The organism is Streptomyces sp. Y309, from assembly GCF_056712025.1.
Genome location: NZ_CM160048.1, coordinates 2,292,957 through 2,314,633 on the forward strand (window position 1 = coordinate 2,292,957; position 21,677 = coordinate 2,314,633).

Genomic DNA, 21,677 nt, shown 5'->3' on the forward strand with positions numbered 1-21,677 from the left:
ACGGCACGCCTCGGCAGATATCTCGATGTCGAGATAACTCTAGTACATCACCCGCCGTCGCGACGAGGCGCGCCCCGCTGTGCCCTGCCGCGGGACGAGGTCCGCACCCGGAGTGCCGCCGGGACCACGGTCGGTCCCGGCGCCGGCGGGCGCGCGCCCTCGACCAGGGCGACCAGGCGGTCCACGGCCGCGCGGGCCGTGAGTTCCGGGTTGAGGCTCACCGTGGTCACGGGCGGTTCGGTGTCCGCGTACCCGGGATCCTCGCTCGCGCACACCAGGAGCAGATCCTCGGGGACCCGCAGCCCGTGGCGGCGCGCCGCCGCGAGGAGCTGGCGGCCGCCCGGGTCGTAGGCGGCGTAGACGGCGTCGGCGCGGGCGGTTCCGGCGCGGGCGGTTCCGGCGCCGGTGCTGGTGCGGTCGGTTGTTCCGGCGCCCGTGCCGGTGCCGGTGCCGGTGTCCGTGCCGGTGCCGGTGCCCGTGCCGGTGTCCGTGAGCAGGGCGTCGAAGGCCCGGCCTTCGGTGTCGGCCGCGTCGAACGGCACGGCGCGCGCCGCGACACCGCGTTCCGCGCACCACTCCTCGTACGTCTCCGTCACCACGCGCGCGTACGTCTCGGCGCCGCTGCCCGACTGCAGGGCGATGCGGCGGGCGCCGGCGGCCGTGAGGTGGTCGAGGACCTCGCGGGTGGTGGCGGTGTGGTCGTTGTCGATCCAGTGGTCGCCCTCGCGTACGTCGCCGGGGGCGCCGTCGAAGACGAGCGGGATGCCGCGGGCGCGCAGGGCCCGTGCCATCGGGTCGCCCGGCGGGCTGTCGACGATGAGCATGCCGTCGACGGCGAGCGTGTGCCAGTCGGCGTCGGCGACGCGGTCGGCGGGCAGCGTGGTGAGCGCGTAGCCGTGCGTGTGGGCGGCGGCGGTGGCCGCGGTGACGACGCGTGAGAAGTAGGCGATCTCGGTGTAGTTCCAGGGGCCGGGGAAGGTGGTGACGGCGATGCCGAGCGTGCGGGTGCGCGGCCCCGTGCGCGGGGCGCCGTAGCCGAGGGCGGTCGCGGTCGCGCGGACGCGGCGCCGGGTCGCGTCGGACAGGCGCCCGGTGCCGTTGAGCGCGTGCGAGACGGTCGCGGTCGACACCTCGGCGGCGCGCGCGATGTCGGCGAGAGTCGGTCCGCTGTCCGGCACGCGGACATCGTACGGACGGGGGGCGGGGGTGGAAGGGGGCGTGCGGATGCCGCGGCAGCGGGAGCGGGTGTTCGGGTTCGGGGAGGCGGGTTCGGGGAGACGGGCTCGGGGAGACGGATGTGGGTGCGGACTTCGCGGACGCGGGCGGGCCCGGACTTCGCGGACGCGGAAGCCGGGGTGCGGATACGGGGAAGCGGGCCTTGCCGCCTGACTTCGCGGACGCGGGCGTGCGGATTTCGTTGTCCGGGACGGGTTCTGGTTAACGGGTTACTCACGGAATGTGCGGTCACGACCCAGCCGACGCCTGCGCCTTGGAGTGACCATGCCTGCCGAGCCGTCCGCACCGCCCGCGCCGAAGCCGCCGTCCTCGTCCGTCGCCCGGCGCAGCCTGCTCGCCGCCGCCGGTGCCGTCGGCGCCACCGGACTCGTCGCCGCCACCGGCGCCCCCGCCGCCGCGTCGGCCGCGCGCGGACCCCGCCACAGTGCCGCGCTCGTCGTGCACAACGCCCGGGTGTTCACCGGTGTGCGCGGCTCCGGGCCCGCGCGGGCGGTCGCCGTCGGGCGGGACGGGCGGATCCTCGCCGTCGGGTCGGACGCCGAGGTGCGGCGGTTCGCCGGACGGGACACCGAGGTCGTCGACGGGTGCGGCGGCAGCCTGCTCAGCGGGATCCACGACGGGCACGCCCACCCGACGGACGCCGCCACCCGATCGCTCAGGCCGTCGCTCGACGGGGCCGAGCACAGCGTCGAGGAGTTGCAGAAGACCCTCACCGGGTTCCTCAAGGACACCTCCGGCGACGAGCCCGACGGCTGGCTCGTCGTGGAGGACTGGAATCCGGTGGGACTGCTTCCGCGCGGCACCGCCCCGCACCACTCGATGCTCGACGCCCTGCCCACCCGCCGCCCCATCGCGCTGCGCGGCGGCGACGGCCACAACATGTGGGTCAATCAGCGCGCACTGGACATCGCGGACATCACCGCCGCGACCCCGGACCCCGTCGGCGGCAAGATAGTCAAGGGCGCGGACGGCAAGCCGACCGGCGTGCTCAAGGACGACGCGCAACCCCTGGTGTCCCGGCACATCCCCGAGCCCGGCGAGAGCGAGCTCGTGGCCGCGGCCGCCAAGGTGTTCGCCGAGGCGGCGGCGTCGGGGATCACCACCTTCATGGAAGCGGTGGTGGGCGAGGACGAGCTGGCGCTGTACCGGGCGCTCGCCGCGGCGGGGAAGCTCCCTCAGCGCGTCGTGCCCGCGCTCCGGCTCAGCTCCGAACAGGCCAAGGACCCGCGCGCCTCGGTCGCGTACGCGAAGAAGCTGCGCGACGACTTCGACGGTGTGCGCGGGCTCCGGTTCGGCACCGTCAAGGTCTTCCTCGACGGCGTCATCGAATATCCGGCACAGACCGCCGCACTGCTCACGCCCTATCTGGACAAAGACGGCAGGCCCACCGACCACCGGGGTGACCTGTATGTGTCGGCCGCCGACTTCGGGCGGCTCACCGCCGCCTTCAACGCCGAAGGCTGGCAGCTGCACGCGCACGCCATCGGCGACCGGGCCGTGCGCACCGCCCTCGACGGATACGCGTACGCGCTGCGCCGCACCGGCCGCCGTGACGTCCGCAACACCATCGCGCACCTCCAGCTCGTCGACCCCGCCGATCTGCCCCGGTTCGCCGAACTCGGCGTCACTGCCTGTATGCAACTGCAATGGGCGACGCGGAACGCCTGGACGATGGACTCGCTGCTTCCGTACCTCGGCACGGCGCGGCACCGATGGCTGTACCCGGCGCGCAGCCTTCAGTCGCACGGCGCACGCCTCTCCGGTGGCTCCGACTGGCCCGTCGACCCCCTCCAGGTGTGGAACCAGGTGCGCACCGCCGTCGACCGGCGCGGCACGGACGCCGAAGGAGACGGCGACCTCTACCGCGCCAAGGAGGGCATCAGCCGGACGTCGTCGCTGCTCACGCACACCCTCGGCACCGCGCGGCAGCTGCGCGCGGCCCACCTCACCGGGACCGTCGAACGCGGCAAGCAGGCGGATCTGGTGCTGCTCGACCGCGATGTGACGCGGTGTCCGGTGGCCGAGATCAGCGGCGTCGAGGTGCGCCTCACGCTCAGCGGAGGCAGAGTGGTACACGACGGCGATGCGCCGTCGGGGCGCGCGGCCGCCGCCCGGGTGACGCGGGCGGCGGGCCGGCCACGGGTGACGTGCCGGTGCGGGTGACCCTGGCGGATGCGGGTGACCGTACGGGCGCGGCTGACCCTGGCGGATGCGGGTGACCGTACGGGCGCGGCTGACCCTGGCGGGTGCGCCCGGCTCTGCGGTGCGGTCGGCCCCCGGCCGCCCGTCCGGCCCAACTCCCGGATGGGAGGCGGCTCCCGCGGGCTCATGCGGAGCCCCGTGCGCCGTTCGGAACCGGTCACTCCACCAATGGCCTACCCCGGCGCGCACTTCATCTCATATCTGAGATAGCCTGCGTCGCATGGCAGACGACTACCTCGTACGCATCGGCAAGCTCATCCGTGACGCCCGGCAGCACCGTGGCTGGACCCAGTCCGGGCTCGCCGAGGCGCTCAACACCAGCCAGAGCGCCGTCAATCGCATCGAGCGCGGCAACCAGAACATCAGCCTTGAGATGATCGCCCGCATCGGCGAGGCGCTCGACAGCGAGATCGTCTCGCTCGGCTATGCGGGACCGATGCATCTGCGGGTGGTCGGCGGGCGCCGGCTCTCGGGCTCCATCGACGTGAAGACGAGCAAGAACGCGTGCGTGGCGCTGCTCTGCGCGTCCCTGCTCAACAAGGGCCGCACGGTGCTGCGCCGCGTCGCCCGCATCGAGGAGGTCTACCGCCTCCTGGAGGTCCTCAACTCCATCGGCGTACGCACCCGTTGGATCAACGACGGCGTCGACCTGGAGATCGTGCCGCCCGCGCAACTCGACATGGACGCGATCGACGCGGAGGCGGCCCGCCGCACCCGCTCGATCATCATGTTCCTCGGCCCGCTCCTGCACCGCATGGACCACTTCCGGCTGCCCTACGCCGGCGGCTGCGACCTCGGCACCCGCACGATCGAGCCACACATGATCGCGCTGCGCCGCTTCGGCCTGGACATCGCCGCGACCGAGGGTCTTTACCACGCGGAGGTCGCCCGCGACGTCACGCCCGACCGCCCGATCGTCCTGACCGAGCGCGGCGACACGGTGACGGAGAACGCGCTCCTCGCCGCCGCCCGCAGCGCCGGCACCACGGTCATCCGCAACGCCTCCTCCAACTACATGGTCCAGGACCTGTGCTTCTTCCTGGAGGCGCTCGGCGTCAAGGTCGAGGGCATCGGCACGACGACCCTGACCGTGCACGGCGTGCCGACCATCGACGTCGACGTGGACTACTCCCCGTCCGAGGACCCGGTCGAGGCGATGAGCCTGCTGGCCGCCGCCGTCGTCACCGAGTCCGAACTGACCGTGAAGCGGGTGCCGATCGAGTTCCTGGAGATCGAGCTCGCGGTCCTGGAGGAGATGGGCCTCGACCACGACCGTACGCCGGAGTACTTCGCCGACAACGGCCGTACGCGTCTGGTGGACCTCACCGTCCGGCCCTCCAAGCTGGAGGCGCCCATCGACAAGATCCACCCGATGCCGTTCCCCGGCCTCAACATCGACAACGTCCCGTTCTTCGCGGCCATCGCCGCGTCCGCCCAGGGCAAGACCCTCATCCACGACTGGGTCTACGACAACCGCGCGATCTACCTCACGGACCTCAACCGCCTCGGCGGCCGCCTCCAACTCCTCGACCCGCACCGCGTCCTGGTCGAGGGCCCGACGCGCTGGCGCGCCGCCGAGATGATGTGCCCGCCCGCGCTGCGCCCCGCCGTGGTGGTCCTGCTCGCGATGATGGCCGCGGAGGGCACGTCCGTGCTCCGCAATGTGTACGTCATCAACCGCGGGTACGAGGACCTGGCGGAGCGCCTGAACTCCGTGGGCGCCCAGATCGAGACGTTCCGGGACATCTAGGGCTGCTCGGTGTGAGGGGGTGCCCTCGCGGGGGCGCCCCAGTCCCGCCCCTTCACCGTAACCAGGGGGCTCCGCCCCCTGGACCCCCGTATCGGCCTGAACGGCCTCGTCCTCAATCGCCGGACGGGCTGGAAGGGGCGGGCGGGCTGCGCGGGTGGCTGAAATGTGTGGCTGATGTGCCGACTACGTCCCGCAGGGCAAGTTGGGGCGGGTGGGTGGGAGAAAGCCCGTCCGGCGTTTGAGGACGAGGCCCGGAGGGCCGAAAAAAGGGGGAAAGGGGCGAAGCCCCATGGTCAGCCGGTGCCCACGAACTCGCGGAGCGCCGCCGCCAGGCCGTCCGGCCGGTCGAGGGGAATCAGCGTGCCGCAGGCGTCCAGCTCCACCAGACGCCCGTGGGGCAGCAACTCGGCCAGCCTGCGCCCGTGTTCGGGCGGCATCATGCGGTCCTGTCTGCCCCAGACGACCAGGGCGGGACGATCGTAGGCACGCAGACCGTCGACCGCCTCCATCATCTCCGACCTGCGGACGGAACGCAGATAGCGGAGCAACACCCCCCGCGCGCGGGGGTCCTTGCGCAGCGGCTCGACCCAGCGGTCGATCAGTTCATGCGGCACGGGCCGGTGGGCCATGACGGCATAGCCGGTGCCGGGCACGCGCCGCAGCGGGCGGACGGCGAGAACGTGCGCGAGCAGCGAGAGGCCGCCGGGAACCCGCGACGCCACGTCGAGCAGCTTGCCGCCCGCGCCCGGCGGGTAGTTGTCGAAGGCCTCGCAGCCCGCGATCACAAGCCGCCCCACGCGCTCGGGCCGCTCGGCGACGAGCTGCTGCAGGCGCCCGCCGTCGTTCTCCACGAACACCGCGTCGTCCCCCAGCTTCAGGACGTCCGCGAACTCCCCGATGAGCAGGGCCATCGTGCGCGGCGTGAGCACGGCGCCGGGCCGCAGCGGGACGCGGTGGCTGCCGTACGGGAGGGTGGGCACCAGGCAGCGGAAGCCGGCGCCGAGTTGGTCCACCACGTGCCGCCAGACCGTGCCGTCCTGCGCGGGCCCGTGCACGAACACCACGGGCACGCCGTCCCCTCCGGTGTCCTCGTACGCGACGGGTCCCACGCTGAGTTCGGTCTGCGGCATGAAGTTCGCTCCCGGATCGGCCTGCTGTCGGCTTGCGCTGACAGCGATGCTATGCCGCCGTCAGTCGAGGACCGCAACCCCGTCCAGCTCCACCAGGCACTCCTCGTCCCAGAGCCGCACGGCGCCGATCACCGCCATCGCGGGGTAGTCGCGGCCCGCCAACTCCTTCCAGATGCGGCCGAGTTCGCGGGCGTGGGCGCGGTAGTCGGCGACGTCGGTGGCGTAGACGGTGACGCGGGCGAGGTCCGCGGGAGTGCCGCCCGCGGCGCGCAGGGCCGCGAGGAGGTTGGTCAGCGCCTTCTCGAACTGCTCCGGCAGGGTGGCGCCGGTGACCTTGCCTTCGGTGTCCAGGGCGGTCTGGCCCGCGAGGAAGACGAGGCGGCTGCCGGTGGCGACGACGGCGTGGCTGAAGCCGGTGGGCGGGGAGAGGTCGGCGGGGTTCAGGCGGTCGAGGCTCATGCGGACTCCTTGGCGTACAACTCCTTGGCGATGACCGCCCGTTGGACCTCGCTCGCGCCTTCGTAGATGCGCGGCGCCCGCACCTCGCGGTACAGGTGCTCCAGGAGGTGGCCCCGCTGGAGCGCGCGGGCGCCGTGCAGTTGGACGGCGGTGTCGACGACGAACTGGGCGGTCTCCGTGGCGAACAGCTTCGCCATCGCGGCCCGCCCCGCGATGTCCGGCTCGCCCCGGTCGTACGCCGCGGCCGCCGCGTACACCAGCAGGCGCGCCGCCTCCGTGCGCGTCGCCATCTCGGCCACCTGGTGGGACACCGCCTGAAGGTCCTTCAGCTTGCCGCCGAACGCGTCCCGGTCCGCGGTGTGCGCGAGGGTGGCGTCCAGGGCCGCCTGGGCCATGCCGACGGCGAAGGCGCCGACGCTCGGGCGGAACCGGTTCAGGGTCGTCATGGCGACGCGGAAGCCGTGGTCCACGTCGCCGAGCACATCGGCGTCGGACACCCGCACCCCGTCGAAGGCGAGCGTGCCGATCGGGTGCGGGGACAGCATCGCGAGCGGGGCGCCGGTCAGGCCCGGGCGGTCGGCGGGGACCAGGAAGGCGGTCACGCCGCGGGCGCCCGCGTCCGGGGACGTACGGGCGAACACCGTGTAGAAGTCGGCCTCCGGCGCGTTCGAGATCCAGGACTTCTCGCCCGTCAGGCGCCAGCCGGCGGAACCGTCGGGCTCGGCGCGCAGGGCGAGGGCGGCCGCGTCCGATCCCGCGCCCGGCTCGGAGAGGGCGAAGGCGGCGATCGCCCGGCCCGCGCGCGTGGGCGGCAGCCAGTGCTCGCGCTGCTCCAGGGTGCCGTACGCGTGCACGGGGTGCGCGCCGAGCCCTTGCAGGGCGAGCGCGGTCTCGGCCTCCGTGCAGACGCGGGCGAGGGACTCGCGCATCAGGCACAGGTCGAGGGCGCCGGAGGTGAACAGGCCCTCCAGGAGGCCGAGTTCGCCGAGGGCCTCGGTGAGCGGGCGGTTGACGCGCCCCTCCTGGCCCTGCGCGTCGCGATCGACACCGTTCGCGTGGGCATGGGCGTGGGCGTCGACAAGTGGTCGCAGCCGCTCGGCGGCCAGCTCCCGCAGCCGGGCACACCGGGCGGTTTGTTCCGGATTGAGCGAGAATGCGGTCATCCCGGGCTTCTCCTCTCGCGCGCGGCCCCGGCAGGTTTATCGCGCACCGTTGACTGTCGTCACCATCACGATACGCTCGTCTGGCTGGCTCATCACTACGCCCGACCGGCAAGGGGGCGAAGCACCATGGAGCTCACAGGTCACGTCGACACCTTCGCGCGCGACCACCTTCCGCCCCGCGAGCAGTGGCCCGCGCTGGTGCGTGACCGGCCCGAGCTGCACTATCCGGACCGCCTCAACTGCGGCACCGAACTGCTCGACAGGTCGGCGGAGCGGTACGGCGCGGACCGCCCGGCGTTCCGCGCGGGTGACGGCACCGTCTGGACGTACGGCCGGCTCCAGAACCATGTCGACAGGATCGCGCACGTCCTGACCGACGAGCTCGGCGTGGTGCCCGGCAACCGCGTGCTGCTGCGCGGCGCCACCTCGCCGTGGCTCGCGGCCTGCTGGCTCGCGGTGATGAAGGCGGGCGCGGTCGCGGTGACCGTCCTGGCCCAGCAGCGCACCCAGGAGCTGGCCACGATCTGCGAGATCGCGCAGGTGTCGCACGCGCTGTGCGACGCCCGCGCGGTCGACGACCTGATCAAGGCCGGGGTGCCGGGCCTGCGCGTGACGACGTACGGCGGCGAGGGCCCCGACGACCTGCTGGCCCGCGTGACGGCCCGCCCTCCAGACGCGTACGAAGCCGTGGACACGGCCGCCGACGACGTCGCGCTGATCGCCTTCACCTCGGGCACGACGGGGCGTCCGAAGGGCTGCATGCACTTCCACCGGGACGTGCTCGCCATCGCCGACACCTTCGCCCGCCATGTCCTCAAGGCCCGCCCGGACGACGTGTTCGCGGGCAGTCCCCCGCTGGGCTTCACGTTCGGCCTGGGCGGCCTGGTGATCTTCCCGCTGCGCGTCGGGGCGTCGTCCGTGCTCCTCGAACAGGCGGGCCCGAAGCAGCTGCTCCCCGCGATCGCCGAGCACGGCGTGAGCGTGCTGTTCACGGCGCCGACGGCGTACCGGGCGATGCTGGACGCACTGGCGGACCCACCGGCAGCGCCCGCGCCGCCCTCTCCCTCGTACGACATCTCCACCCTCCGCCGCTGCGTCTCCGCGGGCGAGAACCTGCCCGCCGCGACCTGGCAGGCCTGGCACGAGCGCACGGGACTGCGCATCATCAACGGCATCGGCGCGACGGAACTCCTGCACATCTTCATCTCCGCCGCCGACGACGCGATCCGCCCCGGCACCACCGGGGTGCCCGTGCCCGGGTGGCACGCGCGCGTGGTCGACGACTCGGGCGCGCCCGTGCCGGACGGCGAGCCCGGGCTGCTCGCGGTGCGCGGCCCGGTCGGCTGCCGCTACCTCGCCGACCCCCGACAGCGGGAGTACGTCCGGCACGGCTGGAACGTCACGGGCGACACCTACATCCGCGACGCCGACGGCTACTTCCGGTACGTCGCCCGCGCGGACGACATGATCATTTCCGCCGGGTTCAACATCGCGGGCCCGGAGGTCGAGGAGGCACTGCTGCGCCATCCGGACGTGGTGGAGACGGCGGTCGTGGGCCGCCCGGACGAGCAGCGCGGGCAGGTCGTCGTGGCGTACGTGGTGCTGCGCGCGGGCGCGGCGGCGGACGCCGAGCGACTGCGCGCGTTCGTCAAGGCGGAGCTGGTGCCCTACAAGTGTCCGCGCGAGGTGGTGTTCCTGGAGGCGCTGCCCAGGACGGCAACCGGGAAGCTCCAGCGGTTCCGGCTGCGGGAGCCGGGTCCCGCGCCCGGGGCCTAGAGTGATCACGTGTCCGAGCAGCACACTCCAAGGTCCCTGATCGTCACGTTCTACGGCGCGTACGGACGGGCGACGCCCGGTCCTGTCGCCGTCGCCGAACTGGTCCGGCTCCTCGCGCCGGTGGGCGTCGACGCGCCGTCCGTGCGGTCGTCGGTGTCGCGGCTGAAGCGGCGCGGCCTGCTGCTGCCCGCGCGCACGGCGACGGGGGCCGCCGGGTACGCCCTCTCCCCCGACGCCCGCCAGCTCCTGGAGGACGGCGACCGGCGCATCTACGGGCCGTGGGCCGACCGCCGCGAGGCCGCGGGCGAGGGCGCGGGCGGCGCCGCGGGTGAGGCCGGCTGGGTACTCGCCGTCTTCTCCGTGCCGGAGGCCGAGCGCAGCAAGCGCCACGTGCTGCGCTCACGGCTCGCGGGCCTCGGCTTCGGCACGGCGGCCCCCGGCGTGTGGATCGCCCCCGCCCACCTCTACGAGGAGACCCGGCACACGCTCGCCCGACTGCACCTCACCACCTACGTCGACCTGTTCCGCGGCGAACACCTCGGCTTCACCCCGACGGCCGAGGCGGTGTCCCGCTGGTGGGACCTCTCCTCCCTCGCCAAGCAGCACGAGACGTTCCTCGACCGCCACGAGCCGGTCCTTCGGTCCTGGCAGTCCCGCCACGACACCCCACCCGAAGAGGCCTACCGCGACTACCTCCTGGCCCTGGACTCCTGGCGCCGCCTCCCCTACGCCGACCCCGGCCTGCCGCCGGCGCTGCTGCCGGAGGGGTGGCCCGGGGGGCGGGCGGCGGAGGTGTTCCGGGGGTTGGACGAACGGCTCAGGGAGGCGGGGGCCGAGTTCGTGACCGCTTGACCGTTATGAAGCCGTTTCACCCCCAGGGCAACCGTGATGAGCACAACAGCGACTGGGGGAGATTTGGCACTGAAGATCCAAATTGCCTGGTCGATCTTGCCGTTGTGGCTCCATAGAGTCCCGCTTTGGTTCTTTCTCTAAGGGAATCTTCATCTTTACGGCAGGTGGGGCGGGGTATGCGGATACGCGCGCGTTCGCGCGGTTTCATGGGAACGCTGGCGGCGTTGACGAGCACGGCGGTTCTGGTGGGTGTCGCACCCCCCGCAGAGGCGGGGGTGAACCCTCCGGGCACTGCGGCGAGAACGGCTGCGGAACACGGCACGACCGTGGGCGAAGCGAGCACGGACACCGCTCTGCAGGAGGCCCGCCGCACCGGCAAGCCGGTTGAAGTGACGTCGCGACGTGGCGAGTCGAGCGACGTCTATGCCACCCCGGACGGCAATCTGGAGGCTCGAGAGTACCTGCGTCCGGTACGTGCCCGGCTGGGCAAGGAATGGAAGCCGATCGACACCGAGCTGGTGAAGTCCGCCGACGGCAACGTGTCGGCGAAGGTGACGACGGTGGGGCTCGAGTTCTCCGGCGGCGGCAGCGAGACCCCGCTGGTGCGGATGACGAAGGCCGGCCGGGAGCTGGCGTTGTCCTGGCCCGGCAAACCGCCGTCACCGACGCTGGAAGGCGCCACCGCCACGTACTCCGAGGTGCTTCCGGATGTGGACCTGCGGATGGGGGCGCAGGAGGACGGCTTCACCCAGCTGCTTGTCGTCAAGTCTGCCGATGCCGCGGCCAGTTCGGAGCTCAAGCGGCTGCGGCTGAAGCTGGCGGCCGACGGCATGGACGTGAAGGAGACCGCTGAAGGCGGTGTCAAGGCGACCGATCACGGTGCCGAGGGAGCGGTGTTCGCGGCGCCGGCACCGATGATGTGGGACTCCAGCACCGGGTCCGGCGACAGCGCCGAAAACCCCCGAGGCGCGTCGTCACCGCGTACCCGAACAGCACCACTGGTCCGGCAGGAAACCGGCGGTGAGGAGCCCGCACCCGCCGAGTCCGGCAAGCTCGCACCCGTCGGCGTGGAAGTCCCCGATGGGGGCGAGGAGCTGGTACTGACCCCTGACGAAGAGATACTCAAGGGCAAGGACACGCAGTACCCGGTCTTCATCGACCCGCAGTGGTACTCGCCGCGGGCGTCCGCCTGGACGATGGCCTCGAAGTACTGGGCGGCGTCTCCGCAGTGGAAGTTCAACGGTGAGAAGACCGCAGGCCTGGGCTACTGCAACTGGTACTACTGCAAGCCGCACGACACCAAGCGGCTCTTCTACCGCATCCCCGTGTCGAAGTTCGCCGGCAAGTCGATCCTGTCGGCCGAGTTCGTGGTGAAGAACACCTGGTCGGCATCCTGCGCCGACCGGTCCGTGGAGTTGTGGCAGACCAAGGACATCTCCTCGTCGACGACATGGAACTCGCAGAACGCCTCCGGGTTCTGGAAGAAGAAGCTGGCGTCCAAGTCGTTCGCTCATGGCTTCGAGGGCTGTGCGGCCAAGGATGCCGAGTTCTCGGTCAAGTCGGCCGTTCAGTCCGCTGCCGGCAGCAAGGCGTCGACGATGACGTTCGGCCTGCGGGCCGGGAGTGAGTCGGATGCGTACGGCTGGAAGCGCTTCTCGGACAAGGCGTTCCTGCGGGTGAAGTACAACCGTCCGCCGACGCAGGTGAAGATGTCCCAGCTGACGATGGAGTACGGCGGGGTCTGCAAGAAACCGAGCGCCGAGGCGCGGGTGCGCACGCTGGGCAAGATCTACGCGTCCAACGTCACCGACCCCGACAGGGACAGCGTGTCGGTGCAGTTCCAAGCCAAGTGGGACGCGGGTGACGGCAAGGGGACGATCGCCCGCTGGAAGCCCGCGCGGACCTCGGCGAAGAAATCCGGCTCGGACTTCTCCCTCAGCCTGCCCAAGTCGATCCCGGCGAACAAGACCGTGCACTGGTATGTGCGGTCCTACGACGGCGCGCAGTACTCGCCGTGGTCGTATGCCGGGGACCCCACCGGCTGCTATTTCGTGTACGACACCAAGGCTCCCAAGGCTCCGGCGATCTCCTCGGGTGAGTATCCGGCTTCCGACCCCGAGAATCCGGATGACCCCTGGTTCGACGGGGTGGGCAAGTACGGTTCGTTCGCGCTGAAGGCCGCCGACAAGGACGTCACGTCCTACCGGTACGGCATCAATGGCGACCCCAGCTCCAAGAACAAGGTGTTCACGTCAGGCGGCGGCGCGAGGAGCGTGGATGTGCTGCCCGCCAAGCCGGGCCTGAACTTCGTCACCGCGCAGGCCTTCGACTCGGCGGGCAACGGCAGCGAGATTCGTACGTACCAGTACCGGGTCCGGGCCGGTCAACCCGAGTGCGCTACCTGGCAGTTGGACGAGCCGAAGGGGGAGAGGGAAGCCAAGGGGTCGACGCCGTCACGCACCGCGCGCCTGCACGGCGGTGTCACGTCGGGCGCATCGGGTGTGCGCGGATCAGCGCTGTCGTTCAACGGCACCGACGCCTATGCGTCGAGCGACCTTCCGGTGGTGGACACCAGCCGCGGATTCGCTGTCTCGGCCTGGGCAAAGCTCTCGAAGATGCCCGATGGCGCGGCGGTGATCGCGACGCAGCCGGGCAACCACAGCCCCGGCTTCGAGCTGTACTACACCAAGACGTACGACCGGTGGGCCTTCAACCAGTACAAGTCCGACACCAAGGACGCTGGCATCGCCCGGGTCATGGCGGACAAGCCCGGCGGCGTGAGCACGGACAAGTGGACACACCTGGTGGGCTCCTACGACTCCGTGCGTGACGTCCTGGAGCTGTACGTCAACGGCAAACGCGTCGGCCAGACGACGTACGCCGATCCGTGGGAGGCCCGTCGGGGGCTCCAGTTGGGGGCAGGCTCCTACAACGGTGCACCCGCGTCCTTCTTCCCGGGCGCGATCGACGAAGTGCAGTTCTTCGACAAGCCGCTCGCCCAGGACGAGGTCGACAAGCTGCGCGCACACGAGAGCGCGGGTGACCCGGGCCGTCCCGCGGTCGCGGTCTTCGACCTGGACGAGCCCGCCGACGCGAAGGAGATCGCCGGGCACGGCGGCGTCCTGCCCGCGATCTACCAGGGCGGCGTCGCCACCGGTGCGCGCGGCGTGGCCGGCAAGGCGGCCAGGTTCAACGGCAGCGACGGCTACGCCAGGATCGGCAAGAGCAGCGGCCCACACGTGAACACCTCCCGCAGCTTCACCGTCTCGGCCTGGGCCAAGCTCAGCAAGAAGCCGGGTGGCGCGGCGATCATTACTGCCCAGGCCGGCAAGAAGGCTCCCGGATTCGAGCTGTACTACTCCTCCGCCTACAACCGGTGGGCGGTCAACCAGTACTCCGCCGATGCCGCCGACGCCAAACCCATCCGCGCCACGCAACCCGAAGGGGACACCGCGCACGTCGGTGAATGGGCGCACCTGGTGGGCGTGCACGACACGGTCGCCAACACCCTGACTCTGTACGTCAACGGAGCCGAAGCCGGCACGACCAAGCTGGCCGGGGCGTTCTATGCCGACCAGTCCATGTACATCGGCGCCGGTTCCTACGACGGCCAGGTCAAGAACCACTTCCCCGGAACCATCGATGATGTGCGCCTGCTGGACCGGCCGGTCTCGGCCGACGAAGTCCGGCAGATGTTCAAGCAGCGTCCGCTGGTGAAGGGGCGCTGGAACTTCGAGAGTGTCACCGGTACGAGTCCGGCCACCACCCCGGACTCCTCCGACGAAGAGCGGCCGATGAACCTCTACGGCGGCGCCAAGGCGGGCGAGAGCATGGTCGACGCAGGTGGGCTGGAGCTGAACGGCACCAGCGGGTACGCGTCCACGAGCGGTGTGCCGGTGGATACCGGCGCCAGCTACACCGTGACCGCCTGGGCCAAGGCCGCCGCGCTGCCGAAGCGGGAGATCGCGCTGGTCAGCGCGGAAGGCAGTCGGCAGAGCGCGTTCACCGTGAGCTTCGTTCCCGACCCGAAGGACCCCGAGGGCCTGGGGCGTTGGGAGCTGGCGGTGCCGGACAAGGACGGCACCGACGCCTCGGTTGAGAGCGTCGCCAACACCGAGTTCATCGATGCGCGGGAGTGGAATCACCTGGCGGTCGTCTACGACGGATTCGCCAAGCAGGCCCGCCTGTACGTGAACGGGGCGCTGCAGGAGGTCGCCTGCGGCGATGCCGACGGCGACGGTGAGTCCGACGAATCCGGCTGCCAGGACCTCATCTCCTGGTCGGAGGACACGCTGGCCTTCAAGGCGACCAAGTCGCTGCAGGTGGGGCGCGCGAAGAACGACGGCACGTGGGGTGCGTACTTCCCCGGCGCCGTCGACGACGTGTGGACCTTCCAGGGGGCCCTGTCCGACGGCCAGATCGAATGGCTCGCCGGGCAGTGGTTCGACGTGCCGACCGACGTCCCCGCGGACTGACCGCACATCCGGGTGGGCCCTGGCGTGCCGGGGTCCACCCGATCTCCGCTCTTCATTTCAATTCAGCAGGCCACGCGGCAGTTCATGCTGCGCGGTGCAGTCCGTCATGCCGCCGAACGGCGGCCTAGCAGAGATCTGAAGCACACATGAATGGCATAGCAAGACCGCCCCGCGGCCTCGCGCTGCGGCGGAGGGTCGCCCTGGCCGTGTCCACCGTGATGGTGGGCACGCTGCTCCAGGCGGTGCTGGCACCAGAGGCGAGCGCCAATGGGCGGGGCCGGCCTGGGCTTCCGTCGGCGGAGAAGCCGATCGAGGGGCGCGACGGTGCGAAACTCCGGCCGCGCAAAATGTCCCAGGGGCCGAAGACTCCCACGCAACGGCCCAAGACGCAGTGGCCGAAGGCCGGATCGGCCGTGGTCACCGTCCCCGAAACGAAGCGCGAGGCCGCCGCGAGCCCGGTCAGGGCAATGGGGCTGCCGCTTGCCCTCGGAGCGCCGAAGGCGGCCCCGACCCGAGGCAAGGCCCGCACGACGAAGGCGTCTCCGACGCCGGCGGCGGGCGCGGTCGAGGCGCGGGTGCTGAGTCGCAGAGCCGCCGAGCAAGCAGGCGTCAAGGGCCCGCTGTTCACCCTGGAATCGGGAGACGAGCAGCGCGACAAGCCCGGGACGGTCCAGGCCAAGCTCGACTACTCCAGCTTCGCCCAGGCCTTCGGCGGCGGGTATGCCTCTCGCCTCACCCTCGTCGAACTCCCTGCCTGCGCCCTGGACACTCCTGCCAAGCAACGCTGCCGGACGGCACAGCCCGTGAAAACGGTCAATGACACCGAAAAGCAGACGCTGACGGCGGCCTCGGTGAAGGTCCGGGCGTCGGGTCCTACGGTCCTTGCCGCCGTGGCCGAGGACAAGAGCGAGAACAGCGACTACAAGGCGACTTCGCTGTCCCCATCAGCCACGTGGGACACCAACCTCAACACCGGCGACTTCAACTGGTCGTACGACATGCCGGTGCCCGAAGTGCCGGGCGGCCTGAAGCCCGAGGTGGGTCTTTCGTACTCCTCCAGCGGCATCGACGGCCAGACGGGCAGCACGAACAACCAGTCGTCCTGGGTCGGCGACGGCTTCGACCTGTGGTCCGGATTCATCGAGCGCCGATACAAGTCATGTGCCGACGACGGCGAGAAGAACGCCGACGGGAACAAGCCCGGCGACCAGTGCTGGGACTACGACAACGCGTTCCTCACATTCAACGGCAAGGGCGGTGAACTCGTCTCGACTGGCAAGAACGACGAGTTCAAGCTCAAGCAGGACGACGGCACCAGGATCGCGCGACTGGCCTCCACCAATCGCGGCAACGGCGACGACAACGGCGAGTACTGGCGCCTGACCGACCCCGAGGGCGTGCGCTACTACTTCGGCTATCACCGCCTGCCCGGGTGGAAGGCCGGCAAGCCGACCACCAACTCCACCTGGACCGTTCCGGTGTTCGGCAACAACAGCGGCGAGCCCTGTCACAAGGACTCCTTCGCCGAATCCTGGTGCCGGCAGGCCTGGCGCTGGAATCTCGACTACGTCGTCGACCCCCGCGGCAACGCGATGGCGTACTACTACGACCAGGAGAAGAACTCCTACGGCCGCAACCTCAAGGCCGAGGACGACACCTCCTACACGCGCGGCGGCTCGCTCGACCGGATCGAGTACGGCCTGAAGTCCTCCTCCATGTACGGCGGCAAGCCGCTGGCGAAGGTCGGCTTCACCACCGCCGAGCGCTGCATCGCGGACGGCAAGACGGACTGCAAGGACATCGAGAAGGACGCCTTCTACTGGTACGACACCCCGTGGGACCTGAACTGCAAGGCAGGCAGCAAGTGTGACAAGGGCCGCCTCGCCCCCTCCTTCTGGACGCGCAAGCGCCTGACCGGCGTCACCACCCAGATCCTTGACGGCGACACCTACAGCAAGGTCGACTCCTTCAAGCTCGCGCACCGCTGGGGCAAGGCGGACGTCGACTACCAGCTCCTGCTGGATTCCGTGGAGCGCACCGGCCACACCGCCGAGCCGGCCGTGACGCTGCCGAAGACCACCTTCGCCTACACCCAGCTGGAAAACCGCCTGGACAAGGTCGGCGACGGCTACGCGCCGTTCATCAAATCCCGGCTGTCCACGATCGCCGACGAGTCCGGCGGACAGGTCGACGTCAACTACTCGGCCCCGGTGTGCAAGTGGGACGCGCTTCCCACCCCGCAGACGAACACCACCCGCTGCTTCCCCCAGTACATCGGCGGGGACTCCGAGGACGACCCCGAGAAGCAGTGGTTCAACAAGTACGTCGTCACCTCCACGACCACCACGGACCGCACCGGTGGTGCGCCCGACGCAGTCACCCGGTACGACTACCTGGGCGATGCCGCCTGGCACTTCGACGATGACGACGGCCTGACGAAGAAGAAGTTCAAGACCTGGTCGCAGTGGCGGGGCTACGGCCACGTGCGCGTCAAGACCGGTGGCCAGGGCGGCGACGCGGCCCTGAAGACGCAGGCAGACACGTACTTCCTGCGCGGCATGGACGGCGACCGCAGGGATCCGTCCGGCGGCACCAAGTCCGTCAGCGTCCCCCTCGGCGACGGTGAGGGCGAGGCGATCACCGACCACGAGTCCGCGGCCGGCTTCCCGTACAAGACCGTCACCTACTCCGGTCCGGGCGGCAAGGTGCTGTCCAAGACGGTCGAGCGCCCCTGGCACCGCCAGACCGCGAAGAAGGTCCGCGACTGGGGCACGGTGACCGCCAACTTCACCGGCACCGCGCACACCAAGACCTGGACGTCACTGGACGACGGCGCGGGCAAGGGCTGGCGCACCACCTCCGCCTCGACGGAGTACGACACCGTCGCGGGACGCCCGGTTCAGGTCGACGACCGCGGTGACAGCAGCACGGCGTCCGACAACCAGTGCACCCGCACCACGTATGCCACCAACACCGACAAGAACCTCCTCACGCTGCCCGCGCGCCAAGAGACGGTGACGGGCCGGTGCACCGACACACCCGACCGCGCCAAGGCCGTGATCTCGGACGTGCGCACCGCCTACGACGGCGGCGCCTACGGGGAGGCTCCCACCAAGGGCGACGCGACCGCGACGGCCACGCTGAAGAAGCACGACGGCACCAAGGCCACCTACCTGGAGTCCGGCGCCACCTTCGACGGCTACGGCCGTCAGCTCACGGCCACCGACCTGACGGCCGACGTCACGGTCACCGGCAGCAGCGACCCGGTGCGCACCCTGCGCAAGGACGGCCGTACGACCACCACGGCCTACACACCGGCCACCGGCTTCCCCACCAAGGTCACAGAAACGTCGCCGCCGACGAAGGCCGCCGACCTCAACTCGGCGATGACCACCGTCACGGAACTGGAGCCGCTGCGCGGCCAGCCGAAGGCGAAGGTCGACACCAACGACAAGCGCACCGACTTCGCGTACGACGCGCTCGGCCGCTCGCACAAGGTGTGGCTGCCGGACCGCAGGACCACTCAGGTGCCCAGCTTCGAGTTCACCTACTTCGTGGATGAGCGCAAGCCGGTCGCGGTACGCACTCAGACGCTGAACAACAACGGCGGCCAGATCCCCTCGTTCACGCTCTACGACGGCTTCCTGCGTGAGCGGCAGACCCAGGCGGTCGGCCCCGACGGCGGCCGCCTGCTCACGGACGTCTTCTACGACGAACGCGGGCTCGCGGCCAAGACCTTCGCTCCCTACTACACCGAGGGGGCGCCCAACCGCAGCCTCTTCAAACCGGACAACGCCCTGAGCGTGGAGTCCCAGACGCGCACCGCCTACGACGGTCTTGGCCGCCCGGTCGAGGAATCACAGATCGCCGGAAACGGTGACGGCGGCAAGGTCCTGGCCACCACCAAGACCCGCTATGGCGGCGACCGCACCACGGTCATCCCGCCCGAGGGCGGCACCGCCACAACCACGCTGACCGACGCCCGTCAGCGCACCAGCGAGCTGCGCCAGCACCACAGCCGCAGCGCCGACGCGCCCTACGACACCACGAAGTACACGTACACCCCGCGCGGCGAGCTGGCCCACGTCACCGACCCGGCCGGCAACACCTGGGCTTACGAGTACGACCAGATGGGCCGCCAGACCAAGACGAGCGACCCCGACAAGGGGATCACCCGTACCTCGTACGACGACCGCGGGAAGCCGACCACCACCGAGGACGCCCGCGGCACGGTGCTGGCCAACGTGTACGACAACCTGGGCCGCCGCACCGAGCTCCGGGAGAAGAGCCCCACCGGGGACCTGCGCGCGAAGTGGATCTACGACACCGTCGCGGGCGCCAAGGGCCGGCTGGCCGAGTCCACCCGCTATGTGGACGGCGCCGCGTACACCAGCAAGGTCACCATGTTCGACCGGCTCTACCGGCCCATGAAGACCGCCCTGGTGATCCCGGAGAAGGAAGGCGCCCTGGCCGGCACATACCAGAGCGGCACCCGGTACCTGCCCTCCGGGCTGGTCGGCGGCGTGAGCTACTCGGCGGCGGGCTCCCTGCCCGGCGGCGGCTATTCGACCTCCTACGACAAGGAAACGCTGCGCCCCCAGTCTGTCCTGGGCGACGGTTTCAAGGCCGACACCAGCTACTCGCTGACGGGCAAGCCGCTCCAGTACACGCTGGGTGGCACCGACGGAAAGAAGACCTGGGCCACCAACACCTACGAGTGGGGCACCCAGCGCCTGGCCACCTCCCGCGTCGACCGCGAGGACCAGCCCGGCGTCGACCAGCACGACACCTACCGCTACGACCAGGCCGGCAACGTCCTGTCCGTCTCGGACGTCTCCCGCACCGGAACCGACACCCAGTGCTTCAACTACGACTACCTCCGCCGCCTCACCGAGGCCTGGACGCAGGGCGACAAGACCTGCGCCGGCACCCCGGCGGGTGACAAGGTCGGCGGCCCGGCCCCGTACTGGCACTCCTACACCTACGACAAGGTGGGCAACCGCCTCGACGAAACCCTCCACGACACCAGCGGTGCCGTCGGCGACAAGGCCATGGACACCAAGCGCAGCTACGAATACCCCAAGCCCGGCACCGCGCAGCCGCACACGCTGACTTCCGTCACCTCGCAACTGCCCGGCGGGACCACGACCAAGGACTCCTACGCCTACGACGCGACCGGAAACACCACCAGCCGGACGCTGCGCGGCACCACCCAGTCGCTGGAGTGGGACGCGGAAGGCCACCTGGCCAAGGTCACCGAGCCCGTCGAGGGAACGAAGAACAGGAAGGACGCGAAGAAGACCAAGGTCACCGAGTACCTCTACGACACCGAGGGCAACCGCCTCATAGCACGCACCCCCACGGAGACCACCCTCTACCTCGGTCACACCGAAGTCACCCTGCCCAAGGGCGCCACCAAGGCCAAGGCCACCCGCTACACGCCACTCGGCGGCGGCCACGAGGCCGTCGCCGAAGACGACGGCTCCGTCTCCTTCATCACCGCCGACCACCAGGGCACCGGCCGGCTCTCGGTCGCCGCAGCCGACCTGAAGCTCGCCCAGCGACGCACCCTGCCCTTCGGCGGGCCCCGCAGCGAGACTCCCAAGTCCTGGCCCGGCACCAAGACCTTCGTCGGCGGCACCGACGACACGGCCTCCACCGGCCTGACCCATCTCGGCGCCCGCGAGTACGACCCGGCGACAGGCCGCTTCATCTCCGTCGACCCGATCATGGACCTGACGGACCCACAACAGATAAACGGCTACGCCTACGGCAACAACAGTCCGGTCACCTTCAGCGACCCCACAGGTCTCAAAGCCTTCATGTGCAAGCGTGGTAAATCTTGCAATGGAGAGGCGTCCTTCAAGGAGTCGCACGCATCACCCAATTTCGCCACGGGGCAAACTTGGGCGCAGAAGTACCCGTGGGAATCCAAGCACTACGACTCCTACGACGAGACGGTCCGCCTCAAGTCCCCCGAGTCCAGCAGGTGTGACGGCGCTTGCGCCAAGGCGCTCGAGCAGCCGCAGCCTCTCGACGCAGTGTGCGGATCCACGACTGGTGGACGCAGTTGCACAGGCCCCGCACGTACCTTCAGGTTCACCTATCCAGATGGACCTCTCGTCGATGCAGTCAAGGCAGACTGGAGCGGAGCCTGGAGGAAGCTCAAGGGCAGTGATGCAGAACCCTGTCCGCCACGCGAGATGACGTGCCGAATACGGACTGGCACAGTCGAGGCAGGTGGCCTTGGTGGCATCGGGAAGGGGGTCCTCGCCAAAGAGGGTGCGGAAGCTTCCCTTCCAAAGACTCTGATTCATTACACCGATGAAGCAGGCATGAATGGCATCGTAGGGAGCAAGCAGTTGAATGCTTCAACTAAGGCGGCGAGCCCGAAGGATGCGCGCTACGGTGATGGGCAGTACCTGTCTGACATCGCTCCTGGCACCAAGACATGCGCACAGTTGTCGCGGTGCTTCCTCGGGCATCCATTCTCCGGACGACGATTCACTAATTACGTCGAAATCGACACCAGAGGCTTGAACCCCATCAAGGGGCGGGACAACGTCTACGTCATCCCCAACCAGGGGTCACTGGACCTGAACGGCCGAATAGTCAGCCACGGAAAGAACTGAGC

The 21,677-nt window shown here is 70.2% G+C and carries 10 protein-coding genes; 6 read left to right on the plus strand and 4 right to left on the minus strand.

Annotated features, from left to right (window positions below):
- Nucleotides 1-47 precede the first annotated feature (47 nt).
- On the minus strand, nt 48-1,178 hold the full coding sequence (locus AC0KTA_RS08445) for a LacI family DNA-binding transcriptional regulator (RefSeq protein ID WP_481054497.1): 1,131 nt from the start codon (nt 1,176-1,178) through the stop codon (nt 48-50).
- 322 nt (nt 1,179-1,500) lie between these two features.
- On the opposite strand from AC0KTA_RS08445, the gene AC0KTA_RS08450 reads away from it, so the two are divergent.
- Nucleotides 1,501-3,399: an amidohydrolase gene (locus tag AC0KTA_RS08450; RefSeq protein WP_481054498.1), complete on the plus strand. Its 1,899-nt coding sequence runs from the start codon at nt 1,501-1,503 to the stop codon at nt 3,397-3,399.
- Between the two features lie 259 nt (nt 3,400-3,658).
- A complete protein-coding gene (locus AC0KTA_RS08455) occupies nt 3,659-5,188 on the plus strand; it encodes a helix-turn-helix domain-containing protein (protein WP_481054499.1) in 1,530 nt (509 codons plus the stop codon).
- Nucleotides 5,189-5,481: 293 nt separating this feature from the next.
- Here the strand turns inward: AC0KTA_RS08455 and AC0KTA_RS08460 are convergent, their stop codons facing one another.
- The 3 genes from AC0KTA_RS08460 to AC0KTA_RS08470 are packed head-to-tail and all read right to left on the minus strand — an operon-like array spanning nt 5,482 to nt 7,940.
- Nucleotides 5,482-6,318, minus strand: a complete 837-nt coding sequence (locus tag AC0KTA_RS08460; RefSeq protein WP_481054500.1) for an alpha/beta fold hydrolase — start codon at nt 6,316-6,318, stop codon at nt 5,482-5,484.
- Nucleotides 6,319-6,378: 60 nt separating this feature from the next.
- Nucleotides 6,379-6,777 (minus strand): RidA family protein, encoded by a 399-nt coding sequence (locus tag AC0KTA_RS08465; protein WP_481054501.1) that lies wholly within the window; start codon nt 6,775-6,777, stop codon nt 6,379-6,381.
- Nucleotides 6,774-7,940: an acyl-CoA dehydrogenase family protein gene (locus AC0KTA_RS08470; RefSeq protein WP_481054502.1), complete on the minus strand. Its 1,167-nt coding sequence runs from the start codon at nt 7,938-7,940 to the stop codon at nt 6,774-6,776. The genes AC0KTA_RS08465 and AC0KTA_RS08470 overlap by 4 nt, the downstream gene beginning before the upstream one ends.
- 126 nt (nt 7,941-8,066) lie before the next feature.
- Here AC0KTA_RS08470 and AC0KTA_RS08475 point away from each other — a divergent pair, with 126 nt between their 5' ends.
- The 4 genes from AC0KTA_RS08475 (at nt 8,067) to AC0KTA_RS08490 (ending at nt 21,675) form a co-directional block, all read left to right on the plus strand.
- A complete protein-coding gene (locus tag AC0KTA_RS08475) occupies nt 8,067-9,716 on the plus strand; it encodes an AMP-binding protein (RefSeq protein ID WP_481054503.1) in 1,650 nt (549 codons plus the stop codon).
- Between the two features lie 9 nt (nt 9,717-9,725).
- Nucleotides 9,726-10,568 (plus strand): PaaX family transcriptional regulator, encoded by an 843-nt coding sequence (locus AC0KTA_RS08480; RefSeq protein WP_481054504.1) that lies wholly within the window; start codon nt 9,726-9,728, stop codon nt 10,566-10,568.
- Between the two features lie 176 nt (nt 10,569-10,744).
- Nucleotides 10,745-15,043, plus strand: a complete 4,299-nt coding sequence (locus AC0KTA_RS08485) for a LamG-like jellyroll fold domain-containing protein (RefSeq protein WP_481056356.1) — start codon at nt 10,745-10,747, stop codon at nt 15,041-15,043.
- 146 nt (nt 15,044-15,189) lie between these two features.
- The gene (locus AC0KTA_RS08490; RefSeq protein ID WP_481054505.1) at nt 15,190-21,675 is read left to right on the plus strand and encodes an HYD1 signature containing ADP-ribosyltransferase family protein; all 6,486 of its coding nucleotides are present in this window, start codon (nt 15,190-15,192) and stop codon (nt 21,673-21,675) included.
- The last annotated feature ends 2 nt before the right edge of the window (nt 21,676-21,677 follow it).

Bases quoted from the DNA above. Each gene is read 5' to 3' on its own strand.
- AC0KTA_RS08450 (WP_481054498.1), top strand. From the start codon at position 1,501: ATGCCTGCCGAGCCGTCCGCACCGCCCGCGCCGAAGCCGCCGTCCTCG.
- AC0KTA_RS08455 (WP_481054499.1), top strand. From the start codon at position 3,659: ATGGCAGACGACTACCTCGTACGCATCGGCAAGCTCATCCGTGACGCC.
- AC0KTA_RS08460 (WP_481054500.1), bottom strand. From the start codon at position 6,318: ATGCCGCAGACCGAACTCAGCGTGGGACCCGTCGCGTACGAGGACACC.
- AC0KTA_RS08465 (WP_481054501.1), bottom strand. From the start codon at position 6,777: ATGAGCCTCGACCGCCTGAACCCCGCCGACCTCTCCCCGCCCACCGGC.
- AC0KTA_RS08470 (WP_481054502.1), bottom strand. From the start codon at position 7,940: ATGACCGCATTCTCGCTCAATCCGGAACAAACCGCCCGGTGTGCCCGG.
- AC0KTA_RS08475 (WP_481054503.1), top strand. From the start codon at position 8,067: ATGGAGCTCACAGGTCACGTCGACACCTTCGCGCGCGACCACCTTCCG.
- AC0KTA_RS08485 (WP_481056356.1), top strand. From the start codon at position 10,745: ATGCGGATACGCGCGCGTTCGCGCGGTTTCATGGGAACGCTGGCGGCG.
- AC0KTA_RS08490 (WP_481054505.1), top strand. From the start codon at position 15,190: ATGAATGGCATAGCAAGACCGCCCCGCGGCCTCGCGCTGCGGCGGAGG.